The organism is Cellulomonas gelida, from assembly GCF_006538725.1.
In the GTDB taxonomy this organism is placed as follows: Bacteria; Actinomycetota; Actinomycetes; order Actinomycetales; family Cellulomonadaceae; genus Cellulomonas; species Cellulomonas gelida.
Map to the genome: position 1 here is coordinate 46,551 of NZ_BJLQ01000012.1, position 15,964 is coordinate 62,514.

Below are 15,964 nucleotides of genomic sequence, written 5' to 3' on the forward strand. Positions count from 1 at the left end.
TCCACATCGTCGGCCGTACCGTCACGGTCGTCTGGTCCCGGACGAGGTCGTCCGGTCGTGCCTCACTCGCTCGGCGTCCTCACCCGTCGGCCGCCTGTGCGGCGTCGAACGCCGCCTGGTTCTCCATCTGCTCGTCGAACGTCACCGCGAACTTCGTCTCTCCCGAGTCCGCGTCGACGACGAGCCAGAACATCCAGTCGCCGTCCGCGGGAGCGAGCACCGCGTCGAGCGACGCTGCTCCGGGGCTCACGATAGGCGTCGGCGGCAGCCCGACGTTCTTGTACGTGTTGTAGGGGTTGCTCGCGTCCTCGAGCATCGCAGCCGTCGGTTCGGCGGTGCTCCCCACCCCGTACGAGACGGAGGCGGCGATCTCGAGCGTCCGCTCCTTGCGCAGCCGGTTCTCGAGCACCCGCGCGAACACGGGCCGCGCCTCGTCGAGGCTCATCTCCCGCTCGACGAGCGAGGCCTTCGTCAGCACCGCCTGCCAGGACTCCGGCGCGACACCCTTGTCGGTGAGGACCTGGACCGTGCGCGCCACGAGCTGACTGAGCACCTGCGCCGCGGTGGCGTCCGACGCGACGTCGTACGCGCCGGCCGCGAGCCACCCCTCGACCTTGCCGCCGGCCTGCTCCGGCAGCCCGATGGCCGCCGCGTCGGCGGCCGCCGCCTGGAGGTCGGCCAACGGGATCGTCGTCTTCTCGCTGATCTTCTCGAGCGTCTGCCACGAGGTCAGCCCCTCGGCGAGCGTCAGGTTCAGCGACGCCTTGCTCGCGGGGTCGAGCAGCGCGGCCACCGCGTCGGCGGCACTGAGCTCGAGCGGGAGCGCGTAGGCGCCCGCGGCGACCTTCGGCGCACCGCTCGAGGCGAACTCACGCGCGAACACGTCAGCGTCGGCGACGACTCCGGCCGCGTGGAGCGCCTTGCCGATCGCGGGGCCGTCGGCGCCCGCCGGGATGGTCACCGTCACCGACCCGTGGCCCGGACCGTCGAAGTCCGTCACGGCGGTCGAGACCGCCGCCTGCGACGTCGACTCGTCGTCCTTCAGCAACGACGCGACGACGTACGCCGCGCCGGCGAGCAGCGCCACGACGACGAGCACCACGACGATCCTGCGGCGACGTGCCTCCTGCCGCTCACGCTCCTGCGCGGCACGACCCGCCGCGCGCCGACGTCGCTGCGGCGCCTGCGGGGGCGCGGCGGGGTCGACGACATCGGCCCGAGGGGCCTCGTCCGCCGTCCACCACTGCGTCTGGCTGCCGTTGGTCACGTGCGCGTCGCTCCACCATCGTCCGTCGCCTCGCCCACAGCCCCCTGACGCGTGGTACCGAGCTCCGGGTCCACGTCGACCCGTTCTCCGGGACGACGCCCCGTCGCACGCTCGGCGTCCAGCGCGTACTGCAGGATCACCACCGCGGCGGCCTGGTCGACCACCTCACGATGGCGGCGCCCGGATCGGCCGGACGCCAGCAGCGCCTGATGAGCGGACACCGTACTCATCCGCTCGTCGACCATGCGCACCTCGATGGGTGACACGGCCTGCGCCAGTGTGTCAGCGTACGCGCGGGCTGCGTGGGAAGAGGCACTTTCGGCCCCGGAGAGGTGGCGGGGCAGCCCGATGTACACACACCCCGCACATCGCTCGCGCGCCTCCCGCACGATCCTCGCGATGTCCTTGGGCAGACGTCCCGGACGGTTGCGCGTGTCCCGGGCGAGCGTCTCGACAGGGGTCGCGATGAGGCCGTCGGGGTCGCTCGCGGCGAGCCCGACGCGCACGGTCCCGACGTCGACCGCCAGTCGCGGACCGCGCGCCAGGCCGTGCCCCGCAGGCGTGCCGGACGAGCCGTCGGGCACGTCAGCCCTGGACCGCGGCCCGCACGGCGGCAAGCGCGTCGGCGAGCCGGCCCGCGTCCGTGCCGCCGCCCTGGGCCAGGTCGTCCTTGCCGCCGCCACCGCCGCCGAGCACCTGCGACGCGGACCGCACGAGCGCGCCGGCCTTGAGCCCGGCCTCGCGCGCCGCGGCGTTGGTGGCGACCACGACGACGGGACGGCCCTTGGCGACTCCGCCCACGGCGACGACGGACGGAGCCGAGTCGCCGAGGCGTGAGCGCACGTCGAGCACCAGTGTGCGCAGGTCGTCGGGCGACTGCTCCCCCGCGTCGAACGTGACGACGCGCGTGACCCCGACCTGCTGCGCGGCATCCGCGAGCGAGCCCGCCAGTGCGAGCACCTGGGCCTGGCGCAGCGCGGCCAGCTCCTTCTCGGACTCCTTGAGCTTGGTCATGAGCCCCGAGACGCGCTCGGCGAGCTCGTCGGGTCGCGCGCCCAGCAGGCCGGACAGCTGCCCGACCAGCGCGCGCTCCTTGGCCTGGTAGCCGTACGCACCCGCACCCACGAGCGCGTCGACGCGGCGCACGCCCGAGCCGATCGCCGACTCCGAGAGCAGGGTCACCAGGCCGAGCTCCCCGGAGCGCTTGACGTGCGTCCCCGCGCAGAGCTCGAGCGACCAGTCGCCGCCGATCGAGACGACGCGCACCTCGTTGCCGTACTTCTCGCCGAACAGCGCCATCGCACCCATCGCGCGCGCCTCGTCGATCTGCATCACCGAGTCGGTCACCTCGAGGTCGTCCTGCAGGCGCTCGTTGACCCGCGCCTCGATCTCGCCGACGACCTCGGCGGGCGTGGCCGACGGCGAGCGGAAGTCGAAGCGCAGGCGGCTGGGCGCGTTGAGCGAACCGGCCTGCGTCGCGGTCTGGCCGAGCGACTCGTGGAGCGCCTTGTGCACCAGGTGCGTCGCGGTGTGCGCGCGGGCGATCGCCTGCCGTCGGCCCGTGTCGATCGCCGCGGTGCCGGGCTCACCCAGTGTCACCGTGCCGTCGACGAGCCGACCGTGGTGCACGGACAGGCCCTTGATCGGCGCCTGCACGTCGTCGACCTCGATGCGCGCGCCGTTGTCGAGCACGATCGTGCCCGTGTCCGCCTGCTGGCCGCCGGCCTCGGCGTAGAACGGCGTCACGTCGAGGACCACCTCGACGTCCGCCGGTGCGGTCGCCACGGGCGACGGCACACCGTCGACCAGAAGGCCGACGACCTTGGAGCGCGCCTGCGCGTCGGTGTAGCCGACGAACGTGACCGGCTTGGCCTCCGACTCCGACAGCGTCGCGTGCAGGTCCTGGTACGCGGCGACGTCGGCGTGCCCGGCGCGCTTCGCGAGCGCGTCAGCACGGGCGCGCGAGCGCTGCTCGGACATGAGCGTCTTGAACGCCTCGCGGTCGACGTCGACCCCGTGCTCCTCCGCCATCTCGAGCGTGAGGTCGATCGGGAAGCCGTACGTGTCGTGCAGCTGGAACGCGTCCGCACCCGAGAGCACGGGTCGCGCGTCGGGCGTGGTGCGCGCCGCGGCCTTCGCGCCGGCGACGGCCGTGTCGAGGATCGTCGTCCCGGACGCGAGCGTGCGACGGAACGCCTCCTCCTCGGCGTACGCGACCGTGCTGAGCCGCTCGAAGTCGCGCGTGAGCTCCGGGTAGGACGCGCTCATCGCGTCGCGGCTCAGCGGCAGCAGGACCGGCAGCGCGGGGTCCTCGACGCCCAGCAGGCGCATCGCACGGATCGAGCGGCGCAGCAGGCGGCGCAGCACGTAGCCGCGGCCCTCGTTGGACGGCGTGACGCCGTCGCTCATGAGCATGAGTCCCGACCGCACGTGGTCGGCCACGACGCGCATGCGCACGTCGTCGTCGTGGTCGGCGCCGTAGCGCTTGCCCGAGAGCTCGACGGCGCCGTCGATCACCGGACGGACCTCGTCGATCTCGTACATGTTGTCGACGCCCTGCATCAGGTAGGCCACGCGCTCGAGCCCCATGCCGGTGTCGATGTTCTTCTGCTTGAGGTCACCCAGGATCGGGAACGCGTCCTTCGTCCCGCCGTTGTCGCGCTCGTACTGCATGAACACGAGGTTCCAGATCTCGAGGTACCGGTCCTCGTCGACCACCGGGCCGCCCTCGGCGCCGTACTGCGGGCCGCGGTCCACGTAGATCTCCGAGCAGGGCCCCGCGGGCCCGCGCGCGCCCGTGGACCAGAAGTTGTCGCGCATGCCGCGGCGTTGGATCCGCTCGTCGGGCAGGCCCGCGATGCGCTTCCAGAGCTGGACCGCCTCGTCGTCGTCGTGGAAGACGGTGACCCAGATCGTGTCGGGGTCGAAGCCGTACCCGCCGTCCGCCTGGCTGCTCGTGATGAGCTCCCAGGCGTAGGTGATCGCCCCCTCCTTGAAGTAGTCGCCGAAGGAGAAGTTGCCGTTCATCTGGAAGAACGTGCCGTGGCGCGTGGTCTTGCCGACCTCTTCGATGTCGAGCGTGCGCACGCACTTCTGCACGCTCGTCGCGCGGGGCCACGGCGGCGTCTGCTCGCCGAGCATGTACGGGATGAACGGGACCATGCCCGCGATCACGAACAGCGTCGACGGGTCCGGCGAGATGAGCGGGGCCGACGGCACGACGGCGTGGCCGCGCGCGGAGAAGTAGTCGAGCCAGCGCTGGCGGATCTCGGCGGTACGCATGGTGTCCTCGGTGGTTCTCGATGGGTCGTGGGTGCCCGGGGCCGGGCGGGTGCCGGCACGCGGGCGCGCCGGTCAGGTCGGGCCGGAAGGTGCGGTCTAGAAGAAGGCGGCTTCGCCGTCGTCGTCGGGGTCGTCGAGCGGGCCGGCCCAGTCGGCCGGTGCTGCGCGGTCCGGGCGAGCACGGCGCGAGCCGAGCGCGTCCCGGAGCTCACCGACGTGCTGCGAGCGGTGCGCCCTCAGCTCGTCGACGTCCGCCTCGCCGACGAGGTCGTGCGTGAGCTGGGCCTCGCGCTCGGCGAAGCCCGCGGCGAACTGCGACCGCGCGGTGCCGACCGCACGGGTCAGGCGCGTGGCGCCGTCGACCACGTCGGTCGCGCCCTGCGGCAGGTACGCCTCGGCGATCCGGCGCCCGTTGCGGACGACCACGACCGTGACGGCGACCCCGACGCCGACCCAGAACAGGCGACGCATCATCGGCCCTTGCGCGCGCCGGCGGCCAGGCCGCCGAGCGCGCGCCGCACGCCGTAGGAGAACGCCGCGACCTTGATCATCGGCCCGCCGACCGTCGCCGCGAACAGCGCGGTGAGCGCCGAGACGTTCTGCGACACCTGGGCGGCGGCCGTCGTGACCTTGTCGACGTTGTCGAGCTGACCGTTGGACGACGCCACGAGCTGCGCGGTCTCGTCGAGCACCGGCACGGTGTGGTCCGTGAGCTCCTTGACGGAGTCACGGGCCTCGTCGAGGACACGGCCGAGCTTCAGCAGCGGGACGGCGAGCAGCCCGACGAGCAGCACGAAAGCGATCGCCGCGATGAGTCCCGCGACATCTGCGACCGACATCCCACGTCCTTCCTCGATGACTGTTGCACCCTACCTGCGCACCGCGGCGCCCTGCGCGCACACACGCACGCGCTGAGCGGCCAACGGGACGCGAGCCCGGACCGGGCCCGACACGGCCCCGGTACGACGGAACCCCGCCGCGCACGTGGCGCGGCGGGGTTCCGTGACGTGAGGCGCTGCGTCAGCGGGCGTAGTACTCGACGACGAGCTGGACCTCGCAGGTCACGGGGATCTCGGCGCGCTTCGGGTCGCGGACCAGGACCGCCGAGAGCTTCTCGAGCTGCACGTCGAGGTAGCCCGGGACGGCGGGGAGCACGTCGCGGTGCGCACCGGCGGCGGCGACCTGGAACGGCACGGTCGCCTGGCTCTTCGGCTTGACCTGGATGGTCTGGCCCGGCTTCACGCGGAACGAGGGGCGGTCGACGATCTTGCCGTCGACGAGGATGTGACGGTGCACGACGATCTGACGCGCCTGCAGGATCGTGCGGCCGAAGCCGGCACGCAGGACCAGCGCGTCCAGACGCGTCTCGAGGATCTCGACGAGCGCCTCACCGGTCAGGCCCGGGGCCTTGCGGGCGTCCTGGTACGCACGGGCGAGCTGCTTCTCGCGGAGCGCGTACTGGGCGCGCAGACGCTGCTTCTCGCGCAGACGGACCGCGTAGTCCGACTCGGTGCGACGGCGCGCGCGGCCGTGCTCACCGGGCGGGTAGGGACGCTTCTCGAAGTGCTTGACGGCCTTGGGCGTCAGGGCCAGGCCGAGGGCGCGGCTCAGGCGGACCTGGCGGCGCGAGCGGGTCACACTGCTCACAGTGATACTTCCTGTCGTGTTCGTTTGACGTCACGCCTGCGGGACGGTCGTCCGTGGGCGTGGGGCCGACCTTCGAGGGACCGGGTCTCGTCCGACGAACGGACACGAAGCTGACGACCGGTCCTGGCTAGGGCCCCAGGTGGCCGATGCGACGCCCTCCACCACGAGGTGGCGGCGCGCACGACCTGACGACTCTACCTGCTGACCACCCCGAGAGCCGAATCCCCGTGCTGTGACGAGCGCCCGCACGCCCGGCCACCCGCGGGCAGGACGGTCACTCGCCGTCGAGGATCTGGCGGATCCGGTCGAGCCGCTCGGTGACCTGACGCTCGAAACCGCGGTCCGACGGCTCGTAGTAGCGCGTCCCGACGAGCTCGTCGGGCAGGTACTGCTGCGCGGCCACCGCGTGCGGCTCGTCGTGCGCGTACAGGTAGCCCTTGCCGTGCCCGTGCTGCTGGGCCCCCGCGTAGTGCGTGTCCCGCAGGTGCGGCGGGACGGAACCGATGCGGCCCGCCTGCACGTCCGCCAGCGCGCGGTTGATGCCTGCGTACGCCGCGTTCGACTTGGGCGCCGTGGCGAGGTGCACCACGGCCTCGGCAAGGACGAGCCGACCCTCGGGCATGCCGATGAGCTGCACGGCCTGCGCGGCGGCGACCGCGGTCTGCAGCGCGCTGGGGTCCGCCATGCCGACGTCCTCGGCGGCCGAGATCACGAGGCGTCGTGCGATGAACCGCGGGTCCTCCCCCGCCGCGATCATCCGCGCGAGGTAGTGCAGCGCGGCGTCGACGTCCGAGCCGCGCACCGACTTGATGAAGGCGGAGATCACGTCGTAGTGCTGGTCCCCGTCGCGGTCGTAGCGGACCGCCGCGACGTCGATCGCACGCTCGACGGTCGTCAGGTCCACGACCGCAGGGGCCGCGGCGTCGTACGGGCCGTCCGCGAGCGCGGCTCCCGCTGCGGCCTCGAGGATCGTCAGCGCCTTGCGGGCGTCGCCTCCCGCGAGCCGCAGCAGGTGGTCCTCGGCGTCCTGCGCGAGCACGACGGTGCCGCCGAGACCACGTTCGTCGGCCACCGCGCGGCGCACGACGGCGCGCACGTCGTCGACGCCGAGCGGCTGCAGGGTGAGCAGCAGCGAGCGGGACAGCAGCGGGGAGTTGACCGAGAACGACGGGTTCTCGGTGGTCGCGGCGACGAGCGTGACCCACCGGTTCTCGACGCTGGGCAGCAACGCGTCCTGCTGGGCCTTGGTGAAGCGGTGCACCTCGTCGATGAACAGCACGGTCTCGCCGTCGCCCGTCGCGAGACGCCGCCGCGCGTCGTCGACGATCTGCCGGACGTCCTTGACCCCGGCCGTGACCGCCGACAGCTCGACGAACCGGCGCCCCGACGACGAAGCCACGAGGTAGGCCAGGGTCGTCTTGCCTGTACCGGGCGGGCCCCACAGGACCACGGACGACGGCGCAGCCCGACGCTCGGAGTCCCCCGCGGGCTCGACCAGCCGGCGCAGCGGCGAGCCGGGCACCAGCAGGTGCCCGTGGCCGGCCACCTCGTCGAGCGAGCGCGGGCGCATGCGCACCGCGAGCGGCGCACCCGCCGTCGGCGCCGGGACGCCCGCGGTCGTCGACGTCACCGCGTCGAACAGGTCCATGCGCGCAGCGTACGTCGCGCCGCCGACTTCCCCGGATCCGCGGGCTGACGGGCGCGCGGGACGGCCGGACCCCGTGCCCGTCCACAACCCGCGCGCGTCCCGCCCCGTGCGCCGCGCGCGGACCTGCGACGATGACCCGGTGTTCGCTCGACTCGGCCGCATCGTCGCGCATCGCCCCCGCACCGTCGTCGTCGTGTGGGCGGTGCTCGCCGTCCTCGCCTACGCGCTCGCCGGGCTCGGCGTGCACGGCGAGTCCGTGTTCCAACGGGTCGCGACTGGCGAGCCCACGGTTCCGGGTTCCGAGAGCGTGGAAGGTCGCGACCTGCTCTACCGGTCGCAGGACGGCGGCGCCTCGCTCACGCTCGTCCTGTCCGACGTCGACCCGAGCGACCCCGCCGTCGGCACCGCCCTCGCCGACTCCCGCCAGGAGCTCGCGGCGATCCCCGGCGTGGCGTCGGTCATCGACCCGCTCGCGCTGCCGGACGGCGTGGCGAACCCGGCCGCGGCGCCCCTCGTCTCGACCGGCGGTGACGGGTTCCTCGTCGTCGTCGACCTCGACGCCACCCTGACCCCGCAGGCGCGGGACACGGCGATCGGCGCGGTCGCCGCGCGGCTGGACGCCGTACCGGACGACCTGCGCGACGCCGCACCCGACGTCACGGGCATCGTCGGCGGGACGCGGCTGATCGTCGACGAGATCACGTCGCAGGTGAAGCAGGACCTGCGTACGGGCGAGGCGCTGACGCTCCCGATCGCGCTGATCGCGATGGTGCTCGTGTTCGGCGGGTTCCTCGCCGCCGCGATGCCGATGGCCGGCGCGCTCGCCTCGATCGCCGGCGGTCTGGCGACCGTGCTCGGCCTGAGCTACCTCATGGACGTCGACTCGTCCGTGATCAACGTCGTCACGGTGCTCGGGCTCGGCCTCTCGATCGACTACGGGCTCCTCATCGTCTCCCGGTTCCGCGAGGAGCTGCATCAGGTGGTGGACGACGACGGCGGCCGGGCGGCGCGGCGGCGGCGCGGTGACGGCGCGGTCGCGACCGCGATCGAGCGCACGATGGCCACCGCGGGGAGGACGGTCGCCTTCTCGGCCGTGACGGTGGCCGTGGCGATCGCCTCGCTGCTCGTGTTCAGCCCGCAGATCCTGCGCGCCATCGGCGCCGCCGGGTGCGCGGTCGTCCTCATCGCCGTCGCCACGGCACTCACGCTCGTGCCCGCGCTGCTCACGCTCGCGGGTCGACGCCTCCTGCGTCCGGGCGTGCTCGCGCGGGTCCCGGGCGTGCGCGCCGTCCTCGCCAGGACCATGGACACGCAGTCGCAGGAGGGCGCGTTCTCGCACCTGGCCGGCCGCGTGCAGCGACGCCCGTGGTGGGTGCTGGCCGGCTCGGTCGCGCTGCTCGCCCTGCTCGCCACCCCGCTGCTCCACCTCGAGCTGCGCAGCTCGACGACCGGCCTGCTGCCGCCGGGGAGCACGCAGCGCCAGTTCGTCGAGACGCTCGCGCGCGAGTACCCCGCGGCGACCGCACCGGCGGTGACCGTCGTCGCCGAGACCTCGCTGGCCGAGGGCACCGCCTGGGCCGACGAGCTCGCCACGCTGGACGGCGTCGCCTCGGTCGACCCGCCGAGCGCGGCCGGCGCGTACGTCGTCATCGGCGTCCGGCCGGACACGGACGACGGAGGCGGTCCGGTCGCGCGCGACGTGGTCGAGGAGATCCGCGGGCTCGACCCCGCGTTCCCGACATGGGTCACCGGTCAGGCCGCGTTCCAGATCGACTTCGTCGCCGCGCTCGAGGACGGCGCGCCGCTCGCCGCGGCGATCGTGGGCCTGGCGACCCTGCTGCTGCTCTTCCTCATGACGGGCTCGTTCGTGCTGCCCGTCAAGGCGCTCGTGACCAACCTGCTGTCGCTCGCGGCGTCGCTCGGCGTGCTGGTCCTGGCCTTCCAGGACGGCCACCTCGAGCGCCTGCTCGGGTTCGTCTCGACCGGGGGCATCGAGACGTACGTGCTCGCGCTCGTCGTCGCCTTCGGGTTCGGCCTCGCGATGGACTACGAGGTGTTCCTCCTGTCGCGCATCAAGGAGCTGCACGACGAGGGCCGGCCCACGCTCGAGGCGATCCGCATCGGCCTGCAGCGCTCCGGACGGATCATCACGTCCGCCGCGGCGATCCTCATCATCGTGTTCGGCGGCTTCGTCGCCGGCCAGCTCCTGGTGATCAAGGAGGTCGGGTTCGCGCTCGCCGTCGCGGTGCTGATCGACGCGACGATCGTGCGGCTGCTGCTGGTCCCCGCGACGATGACGGTCCTCGGGGACCTCAACTGGTGGGCGCCCCGCTGGGCCACGCGCGTCCACGACCGCATCGGCCTGACCCACTGACATGAGGCGTGACCGCAGCCGCACCGCCACCTACCGCGGCGCGCCCAGGGCCGCCCGGATCGCCGTCGCGGTGGTCCTCACCCTGTGGTCGGTCGGCTGCGTCCGCTGGCTCGTCAGGACCGCCACCACGGCGAGTGACGACACGGCAGACCTGGCTGCCCCGTGGTTCTTCAGCGCGCTTGCCACCGTGGTGATCGTGGCGGCCGCCGTCCGCTCATGGTGGTGGGTCCGCGAGTCGCGCGCAGGCCGGTTCGACCTGCCACCCGTCGAGCCCGCCGAGCCCCGCCGGCACGCGTCGTTCGACGACGAGCGCGAGGAGCCCCCGCCCGTCAGGTGGTGAGCCACGGCCGCCGTGGGCAGCGCGACGGTCCGGCGGTGTGCCGACCGCGAGGCGAGGTCGGGACGCCGCCGGGCCGGCAGCTGGTCGGGACGTTGGGGCGGTCGCGGGCCTCAGGACGCCGGGGCGGCCTCCGGAGCCGGCTTGGCCTCCTTGGGCTTGGCGTCGACGCCCGCCTCACGCCGCTGCGCGGCCGTGATCGGCGCCGGCGCCTGCGTGAGCGGGTCGTAGCCGCCACCCGACTTCGGGAACGCGATGACCTCACGGATCGACTCCGAGGCGGTCAGCAGCGCGACGATGCGGTCCCATCCGAACGCGATCCCCCCGTGGGGCGGCGCACCGAACTGGAAGGCGTCGAGCAGGAAGCCGAACTTCTCCTGCGCCTCCTCCTCGCCGATGCCCATGACCTCGAAGACGCGCTGCTGCACGTCGCGACGGTGGATACGGATCGAGCCGCCACCGATCTCGTTGCCGTTGCACACGATGTCGTAGGCGTACGCGAGCGCCTCGCCCGGGCTCTCCTCGAACCGGTCGATCCACTCCGGGGTCGGCGACGTGAACGCGTGGTGCACCGCGGTCCAGGCGCCCTCGCCGACCGCGACGTCGTCGTCCTCGCCCGTGGGCTTGAACAGCGGCGCGTCGACGACCCACACGAACGACCACTCGTCCTCGTCGATCAGGCCGCCGCGACGACCGATCTCGAGCCGCGCGGCACCGAGCAGCGCACGGGCCTCGGACTGCTTGCCCGCGGCGAAGAAGATCGCGTCGCCCGGCTGGGCGCCCGTGGCCGCGGCCAGGCCTACGCGCTCGTCCTCGGTGATGTTCTTGGCGACGGGGCCGCCGAGCTCGCCGTCCTCGCCCACCGTCACGTACGCGAGGCCCTTGGCCCCGCGCTGCTTGGCCCACTCCTGCCAGGCGTCGAACCCGCGACGCGGCGTGTCCGCACCGCCCGGCTGCACCACGGCGCCGACGTAGGGCGCCTGGAACACGCGGAACGGCGTGCTCGCGAAGTACGCGGTCAGGTCGACGAGCTCGAGCCCGAACCGCAGGTCGGGCTTGTCCGTGCCGTAGCGGGCCATCGCGTCGGCGAAGGTCATGCGCTGGATCGGCGTCGGGATCTCGACGTCGACCAGGCGCCACAGCGCGACGAGTACCTCCTCGGCGAGGGCGATGACGTCGTCCTGCTCGACGAAGCTCATCTCGACGTCGAGCTGCGTGAACTCGGGCTGGCGGTCCGCGCGGAAGTCCTCGTCGCGGTAGCAGCGCGCGATCTGGTAGTACCGCTCGAGCCCGGCGACCATGAGGAGCTGCTTGAAGAGCTGGGGCGACTGCGGCAGCGCGTACCAGCTGCCCGGCGAGAGCCGCGCGGGCACCAGGAAGTCGCGCGCGCCCTCGGGCGTCGATCGCGTGAGGGTCGGCGTCTCGACCTCGACGAAGTCGTGCGCGTCGAGCACCGCGCGCGCGGCCTGGCTGACCTTCGAGCGCAGCTTGATGGCGCGCGCCGGGGCAGGCCGGCGCAGGTCGAGGTAGCGGTACTTGAGTCGCGTCTCCTCGCCGACCTGCTCGTCGAGCGACGACGAGACCTGGAACGGCAGCGGCGCCGACTCGTTGAGCACGACGACCTCGGACGCGACGACCTCGATCTCGCCCGTCGCGAGGTTCGCGTTCTCGTTGCCCTCGGGACGACGACCGACCTCGCCCGTGACCTGCAGGACGTACTCGGAGCGCAGGCCGTGCGCCACCGCCTCGTCACGGATCACGACCTGCGCGACGCCCGACGCGTCACGCAGGTCCACGAACGCGACGCCGCCGTGATCGCGCCGGCGGTCCACCCAGCCCGTGAGCGTGACGGTGGTGCCGATGTGCTCGGCCCGCAGCGAGCCGGCGGTGTGGGTGCGCAGCACGGAAGGTCCTTCAGGTCGGGGATCACGCCCGGACGGGCGCCGTGACGATCATAGTTCGGCGCGGTCACGACGTCCGACGGCCGCGCGCGTCCGTGCGCCACCGCCCCGACCGGCCCTAGAACAGGCTCGGTTGCACCTCCGCGGCGGCCGCGTGCGCGGCGGCCACGGACCGCTTGCCCCACCTCAGGCCTGCCCCGTCCCGGTGCCGCGGGCCCCCGGCGCGCCGCTGCTGGTCCTCCTGGGCACGCTGGTCGTGGGCGCGGCGGCCGTGGGCATCCGGGTCGAGCCCGTGCTTCGCCAGCAACGGTCGGGCACGCGCGCTGAGCCAGGCGCGGTACTCGCCGTGCGCGTAGGAACCGCTGCCGTACACCCGGCCGTAGCCCGCGACGAGGTCGGGTCGCTCCCGGCCGAGCCACGACAGGAACCACTCGCGCGCACCGGGGCGCAGGTGCAGCGGCAGCACGGACGCCCGCCCCGCGCCTGCCTCGGCCACCGCCGCGAACAGCCGCTCCAGGTGGTCCGTCGAGTCGGTGAGCCACGGCAGGACGGGCGCCACCATGACGTGCACGGGCAGCCCCGCGTCCCGGATGGCCCGGACGAGGTCGAGCCGGGCCTTGGCCGTGGGCGTCCCCGGCTCGAGGCTCTGCTGCAGCTCGTCGTCGAGCACGGCGATCGAGACCGCGAGCGAGACCGGGACCTCGCGCGCCGCAGCCTCGAGCAGCGGCAGGTCCCGGCGCAGCAGCGTGCCCTTGGTGAGGATCGACAGCGAAGTCGCGGCCCCCGCGAGGGCGTCGATCACGTCCGGCATCAGGCGGTAGCGACCCTCGGCCCGTTGGTACGGGTCGGTGTTCGTGCCGAGGGCCACGTGCTCGCGTCCCCAGGACGGCTTCGCGAGCTCGCTGCGCAGCACCTCGGCCACGTTCGTCTTGACGACGATCTGGGTGTCGAAGTCGCGGCCCGCGTCGAGCTCGAGGTAGCGGTGCGTGCCCCGGGCGAAGCAGTAGACGCACCGGTGCAGGCAGCCGCGCATCGGGTTCACGGTCCAGCGGAACGGGACCTGGGACGCGTCCGGGACGCGCGAGAGCGCGGAACGGGCCCGGACCTCGTGGAACGTCACGCCGGCGAACTCGGGCGTCCGCACGGTGCGCACGAGCCCGGGCAGCTCCAGCCCCGGGAGCGCACCCTCGTCGGCCTCGATCTTCTGCCCGTCCCACCGCACGCCACGATTCGAACACATGTACGCACGGCGTGCAAGGGTTGCGCCCGCGCCACCGGGACCGTTCGCCGGGCCCGGGCGGGCGTGGTCGCGCGTCAGCCGGCGGCGACCACGCGCGGGAAGAGGTCCTCCGCCGGAGGCGCCCAGGTCGCCGCGTCCGCGGGTGCCTGCTCGCCCGACCGGATGTCCTTGACCTCGTCCGCGGTACCGCCCGCGTCCGCGGGACCCGGGAACCAGACGAACGGGATGCCACGACGGTCCGCGTGCTTGATCTGCTTGCCGAACTTCGCCGCGGAGGGCGCGACCTCGACGGGGATGCCACGCGCCCGCAGCGCGGTCGCCACCGCGTCGGAGCGGTGCCGGTCCTCCTCCGACGAGACGGCGACGAGCACCGCCGACGGCACCGACCGGGTCGCGCGGACGAGCCCCGCCCCCAGCAGCCGCGAGACGAGCCGCGAGACGCCGATCGACAGCCCGACGCCGGGGTAGCTGTTCGCCCCGTCGGACGCGAGCGTGTCGTACCGCCCGCCCGAGCAGATCGAGCCGAGCTGCTCGTGCCCGACGAGCACGGTCTCGTACACCGAGCCCGTGTAGTAGTCCAGGCCGCGCGCGATCTTCAGGTCGGCGACGACGACGCCCGGCGCGCGGTCCTGCGCGGCGCGCACGAGCTGGCCGAGCTCGCCCAGCCCCTCGTCCAGCAGCTCGTGCTGCGCACCCACCTCGACCGCGAGCTGGAGCACCCGGTCGACGACGTCCTCGTCGGTCCCGCTGATCGCCGCCAGCCGCAGGCACGCCTGCGCCTGCTCGGGCGTGGCGCCCGCCTCGGCGACCACCAGCTCGGCGACGGCGTCCGGACCGATCTTGTCGAGCTTGTCGATGCTGCGCAGCACCGCCTCGACGTCAGTCAGGCCCAGGCCACGGTAGAAGCCCTCCGCGACCTTGCGGTTGTTGACCAGGATGCGCACGGGAGGCAGCCCGATCTCCTGCAGGGTGGTGAGCGCCTCGGCCATGACGAGCGGCAGCTCGACCTCGTAGTGGTAGGGCAGAGCACCCGCGCCCACCACGTCGATGTCCGCCTGCACGAACTCCCGGAACCGGCCGTCCTGGGGCCGCTCGCCGCGCCACACCTTCTGGATCTGGTAGCGCCGGAACGGGAACGCGAGGTGACCGGCGTTCTCGAGAACGTACCGCGCGAACGGGACCGTGAGGTCGAAGTGCAGGCCCAGCTGGCCGGCGCGGTCCGGGGTCGCGTCCGGCTCCTCCTGCAGCCGCCGCAGCACGTAGACCTCCTTGGAGGTCTCCCCCTTGCGCAGCAGCTGGTCGAGCGGCTCGACGGCGCGCGTCTCGATCCCCGCGAAGCCGTGCAGCTCGAACGTGCGCCGCAGCACGTCGAGCACGTGCTGCTCGACGATGCGGCCCTCGGGGAGCCACTCGGGGAATCCGGACAGGGGTGTCGGTCGCGCCATGTGCACGATCTTCCCAGACGACGAGGCCGTGCTCGTCGTGCCGTCTCAGCGATGCGCGAGGAACGGGTTCGTCGCGAGCTCCTGGGCGATCACGCTCGTCGGACCGTGACCTGGGACGACGTGGGTGGCCGGGTCGAGGCGCGCGACGACCTCCCGCAGGGTGCGCTCCATGACCTGCGGGTCGCCTCCCGGCAGGTCGGTGCGACCGACCGTGCCGGCGAACAGGACGTCGCCCGTGAAGGCGAGGCCCTCGGTGAGGTAGAGCGTCGAACCCTCCGTGTGACCGGGCGCGTGCCGTGCGACGAGGTCGAAGCCCTCGAGCCCGAGTGCGACGTCGTCGTCGCGCTCGGGCGCGCTCTCGTCGGCCCGGGAGGTGCCGAACGTGCGCACGTCCTGCGGCGGCGTGTACGACGACGGGTCCACTCCCGCTGCGGCGAGCGCCTGGGCGAGCGGCCCGGACGGGTCGTGCGGGGCGCCTCCCAGCACGCCGAGCGTCCCGAACGGGTCAGCGAGCCGGTACGCGTCGCGTGCGTGCACGTGCACGGGCACCTCGAGGCGACGGGAGAGCTCCGCGGCGCCCCAGGTGTGGTCGACGTGCCCGTGCGTCAGCACGACCGCGCGCGGGTGCAGGCCACGCTCCCCCACCGCGGCGACCACCGCGTCCGCGACCAGCGCGCCCGCGTCCACCACGACGCAGGCGCCGTCGTCCGCCACGAGCACGCTCGAGCGTGCACCGAACACCGCAGAGATCACCGTCAGCACGTCCACGCTCGAAGGCTATCGGCGCCCCCTGCGACGACGCCCGGCGCGGCCCGTCGGGGGC

General features: G+C 73.4%; 13 protein-coding genes. 2 read left to right on the forward strand and 11 right to left on the reverse strand.

What is annotated here, in order from left to right; all coding sequences use genetic code 11:
- Positions 1 to 79: 79 nt before the first annotated feature.
- The 7 genes from mltG to CGE01nite_RS07515 all read right to left on the reverse strand — a co-directional run bounded on the left by mltG (position 80) and on the right by CGE01nite_RS07515 (position 7,844).
- On the reverse strand, positions 80 to 1,267 hold the full coding sequence (mltG, locus tag CGE01nite_RS07485) for an endolytic transglycosylase MltG (protein WP_141370007.1): 1,188 nt from the start codon (positions 1,265 to 1,267) through the stop codon (positions 80 to 82).
- Positions 1,264 to 1,851, reverse strand: coding sequence for a Holliday junction resolvase RuvX (ruvX, locus tag CGE01nite_RS07490; RefSeq protein ID WP_141370009.1), 588 nt, complete (start codon positions 1,849 to 1,851; stop codon positions 1,264 to 1,266). Before ruvX ends, mltG begins: the two co-directional genes overlap by 4 nt.
- A gap of 1 nt (position 1,852) precedes the next feature.
- Positions 1,853 to 4,549: an alanine--tRNA ligase gene (gene alaS / locus CGE01nite_RS07495; protein ID WP_141370011.1), complete on the reverse strand. Its 2,697-nt coding sequence runs from the start codon at positions 4,547 to 4,549 to the stop codon at positions 1,853 to 1,855.
- A gap of 96 nt (positions 4,550 to 4,645) precedes the next feature.
- The gene (locus CGE01nite_RS07500; RefSeq protein ID WP_255318485.1) at positions 4,646 to 5,023 is read right to left on the reverse strand and encodes a hypothetical protein; all 378 of its coding nucleotides are present in this window, start codon (positions 5,021 to 5,023) and stop codon (positions 4,646 to 4,648) included.
- A complete protein-coding gene (locus CGE01nite_RS07505; RefSeq protein ID WP_048343368.1) occupies positions 5,020 to 5,388 on the reverse strand; it encodes a DUF948 domain-containing protein in 369 nt (122 codons plus the stop codon). Before CGE01nite_RS07505 ends, CGE01nite_RS07500 begins: the two co-directional genes overlap by 4 nt.
- A 181-nt stretch (positions 5,389 to 5,569) precedes the next feature.
- Entirely contained in the window at positions 5,570 to 6,196 is a 627-nt protein-coding gene (gene rpsD / locus CGE01nite_RS07510; protein ID WP_053071682.1) for a 30S ribosomal protein S4, read from the reverse strand.
- Between the two features lie 274 nt (positions 6,197 to 6,470).
- Positions 6,471 to 7,844 carry a replication-associated recombination protein A gene (locus CGE01nite_RS07515; protein ID WP_141370013.1) on the reverse strand — a complete coding sequence of 458 codons (1,374 nt, stop codon included), beginning with the start codon at positions 7,842 to 7,844 and terminating at the stop codon, positions 6,471 to 6,473.
- Between the two features lie 139 nt (positions 7,845 to 7,983).
- On the opposite strand from CGE01nite_RS07515, the gene CGE01nite_RS07520 reads away from it, so the two are divergent.
- Both CGE01nite_RS07520 and CGE01nite_RS07525 read left to right on the forward strand, forming a co-directional pair.
- Positions 7,984 to 10,218, forward strand: a complete 2,235-nt coding sequence (locus tag CGE01nite_RS07520) for an MMPL family transporter (protein WP_229747558.1) — start codon at positions 7,984 to 7,986, stop codon at positions 10,216 to 10,218.
- Position 10,219: 1 nt separating this feature from the next.
- Positions 10,220 to 10,558, forward strand: coding sequence for a hypothetical protein (locus CGE01nite_RS07525; RefSeq protein ID WP_048343371.1), 339 nt, complete (start codon positions 10,220 to 10,222; stop codon positions 10,556 to 10,558).
- Positions 10,559 to 10,668: 110 nt separating this feature from the next.
- Here the strand turns inward: CGE01nite_RS07525 and aspS are convergent, their stop codons facing one another.
- The 4 genes from aspS to CGE01nite_RS07545 all read right to left on the reverse strand — a co-directional run bounded on the left by aspS (position 10,669) and on the right by CGE01nite_RS07545 (position 15,909).
- Positions 10,669 to 12,459: an aspartate--tRNA ligase gene (gene aspS, locus CGE01nite_RS07530; protein WP_141370017.1), complete on the reverse strand. Its 1,791-nt coding sequence runs from the start codon at positions 12,457 to 12,459 to the stop codon at positions 10,669 to 10,671.
- Positions 12,460 to 12,574: 115 nt separating this feature from the next.
- Positions 12,575 to 13,678, reverse strand: a complete 1,104-nt coding sequence (locus CGE01nite_RS07535; RefSeq protein ID WP_141370019.1) for an Rv2578c family radical SAM protein — start codon at positions 13,676 to 13,678, stop codon at positions 12,575 to 12,577.
- A 92-nt stretch (positions 13,679 to 13,770) separates the two neighbouring features.
- Positions 13,771 to 15,141, reverse strand: coding sequence for a histidine--tRNA ligase (gene hisS / locus CGE01nite_RS07540; RefSeq protein ID WP_141370022.1), 1,371 nt, complete (start codon positions 15,139 to 15,141; stop codon positions 13,771 to 13,773).
- Positions 15,142 to 15,186: 45 nt separating this feature from the next.
- Positions 15,187 to 15,909: an MBL fold metallo-hydrolase gene (locus tag CGE01nite_RS07545; RefSeq protein ID WP_048343375.1), complete on the reverse strand. Its 723-nt coding sequence runs from the start codon at positions 15,907 to 15,909 to the stop codon at positions 15,187 to 15,189.
- Positions 15,910 to 15,964 lie beyond the last annotated feature (55 nt).

Excerpts from the sequence above, each read along its gene's own strand:
- alaS (WP_141370011.1), bottom strand. The coding sequence starts at position 4,549 with ATGCGTACCGCCGAGATCCGCCAGCGCTGGCTCGACTACTTCTCCGCG.
- CGE01nite_RS07500 (WP_255318485.1), bottom strand. The coding sequence starts at position 5,023 with ATGATGCGTCGCCTGTTCTGGGTCGGCGTCGGGGTCGCCGTCACGGTC.
- CGE01nite_RS07505 (WP_048343368.1), bottom strand. The coding sequence starts at position 5,388 with ATGTCGGTCGCAGATGTCGCGGGACTCATCGCGGCGATCGCTTTCGTG.
- CGE01nite_RS07515 (WP_141370013.1), bottom strand. The coding sequence starts at position 7,844 with ATGGACCTGTTCGACGCGGTGACGTCGACGACCGCGGGCGTCCCGGCG.
- CGE01nite_RS07525 (WP_048343371.1), top strand. The coding sequence starts at position 10,220 with ATGAGGCGTGACCGCAGCCGCACCGCCACCTACCGCGGCGCGCCCAGG.
- hisS (WP_141370022.1), bottom strand. The coding sequence starts at position 15,141 with ATGGCGCGACCGACACCCCTGTCCGGATTCCCCGAGTGGCTCCCCGAG.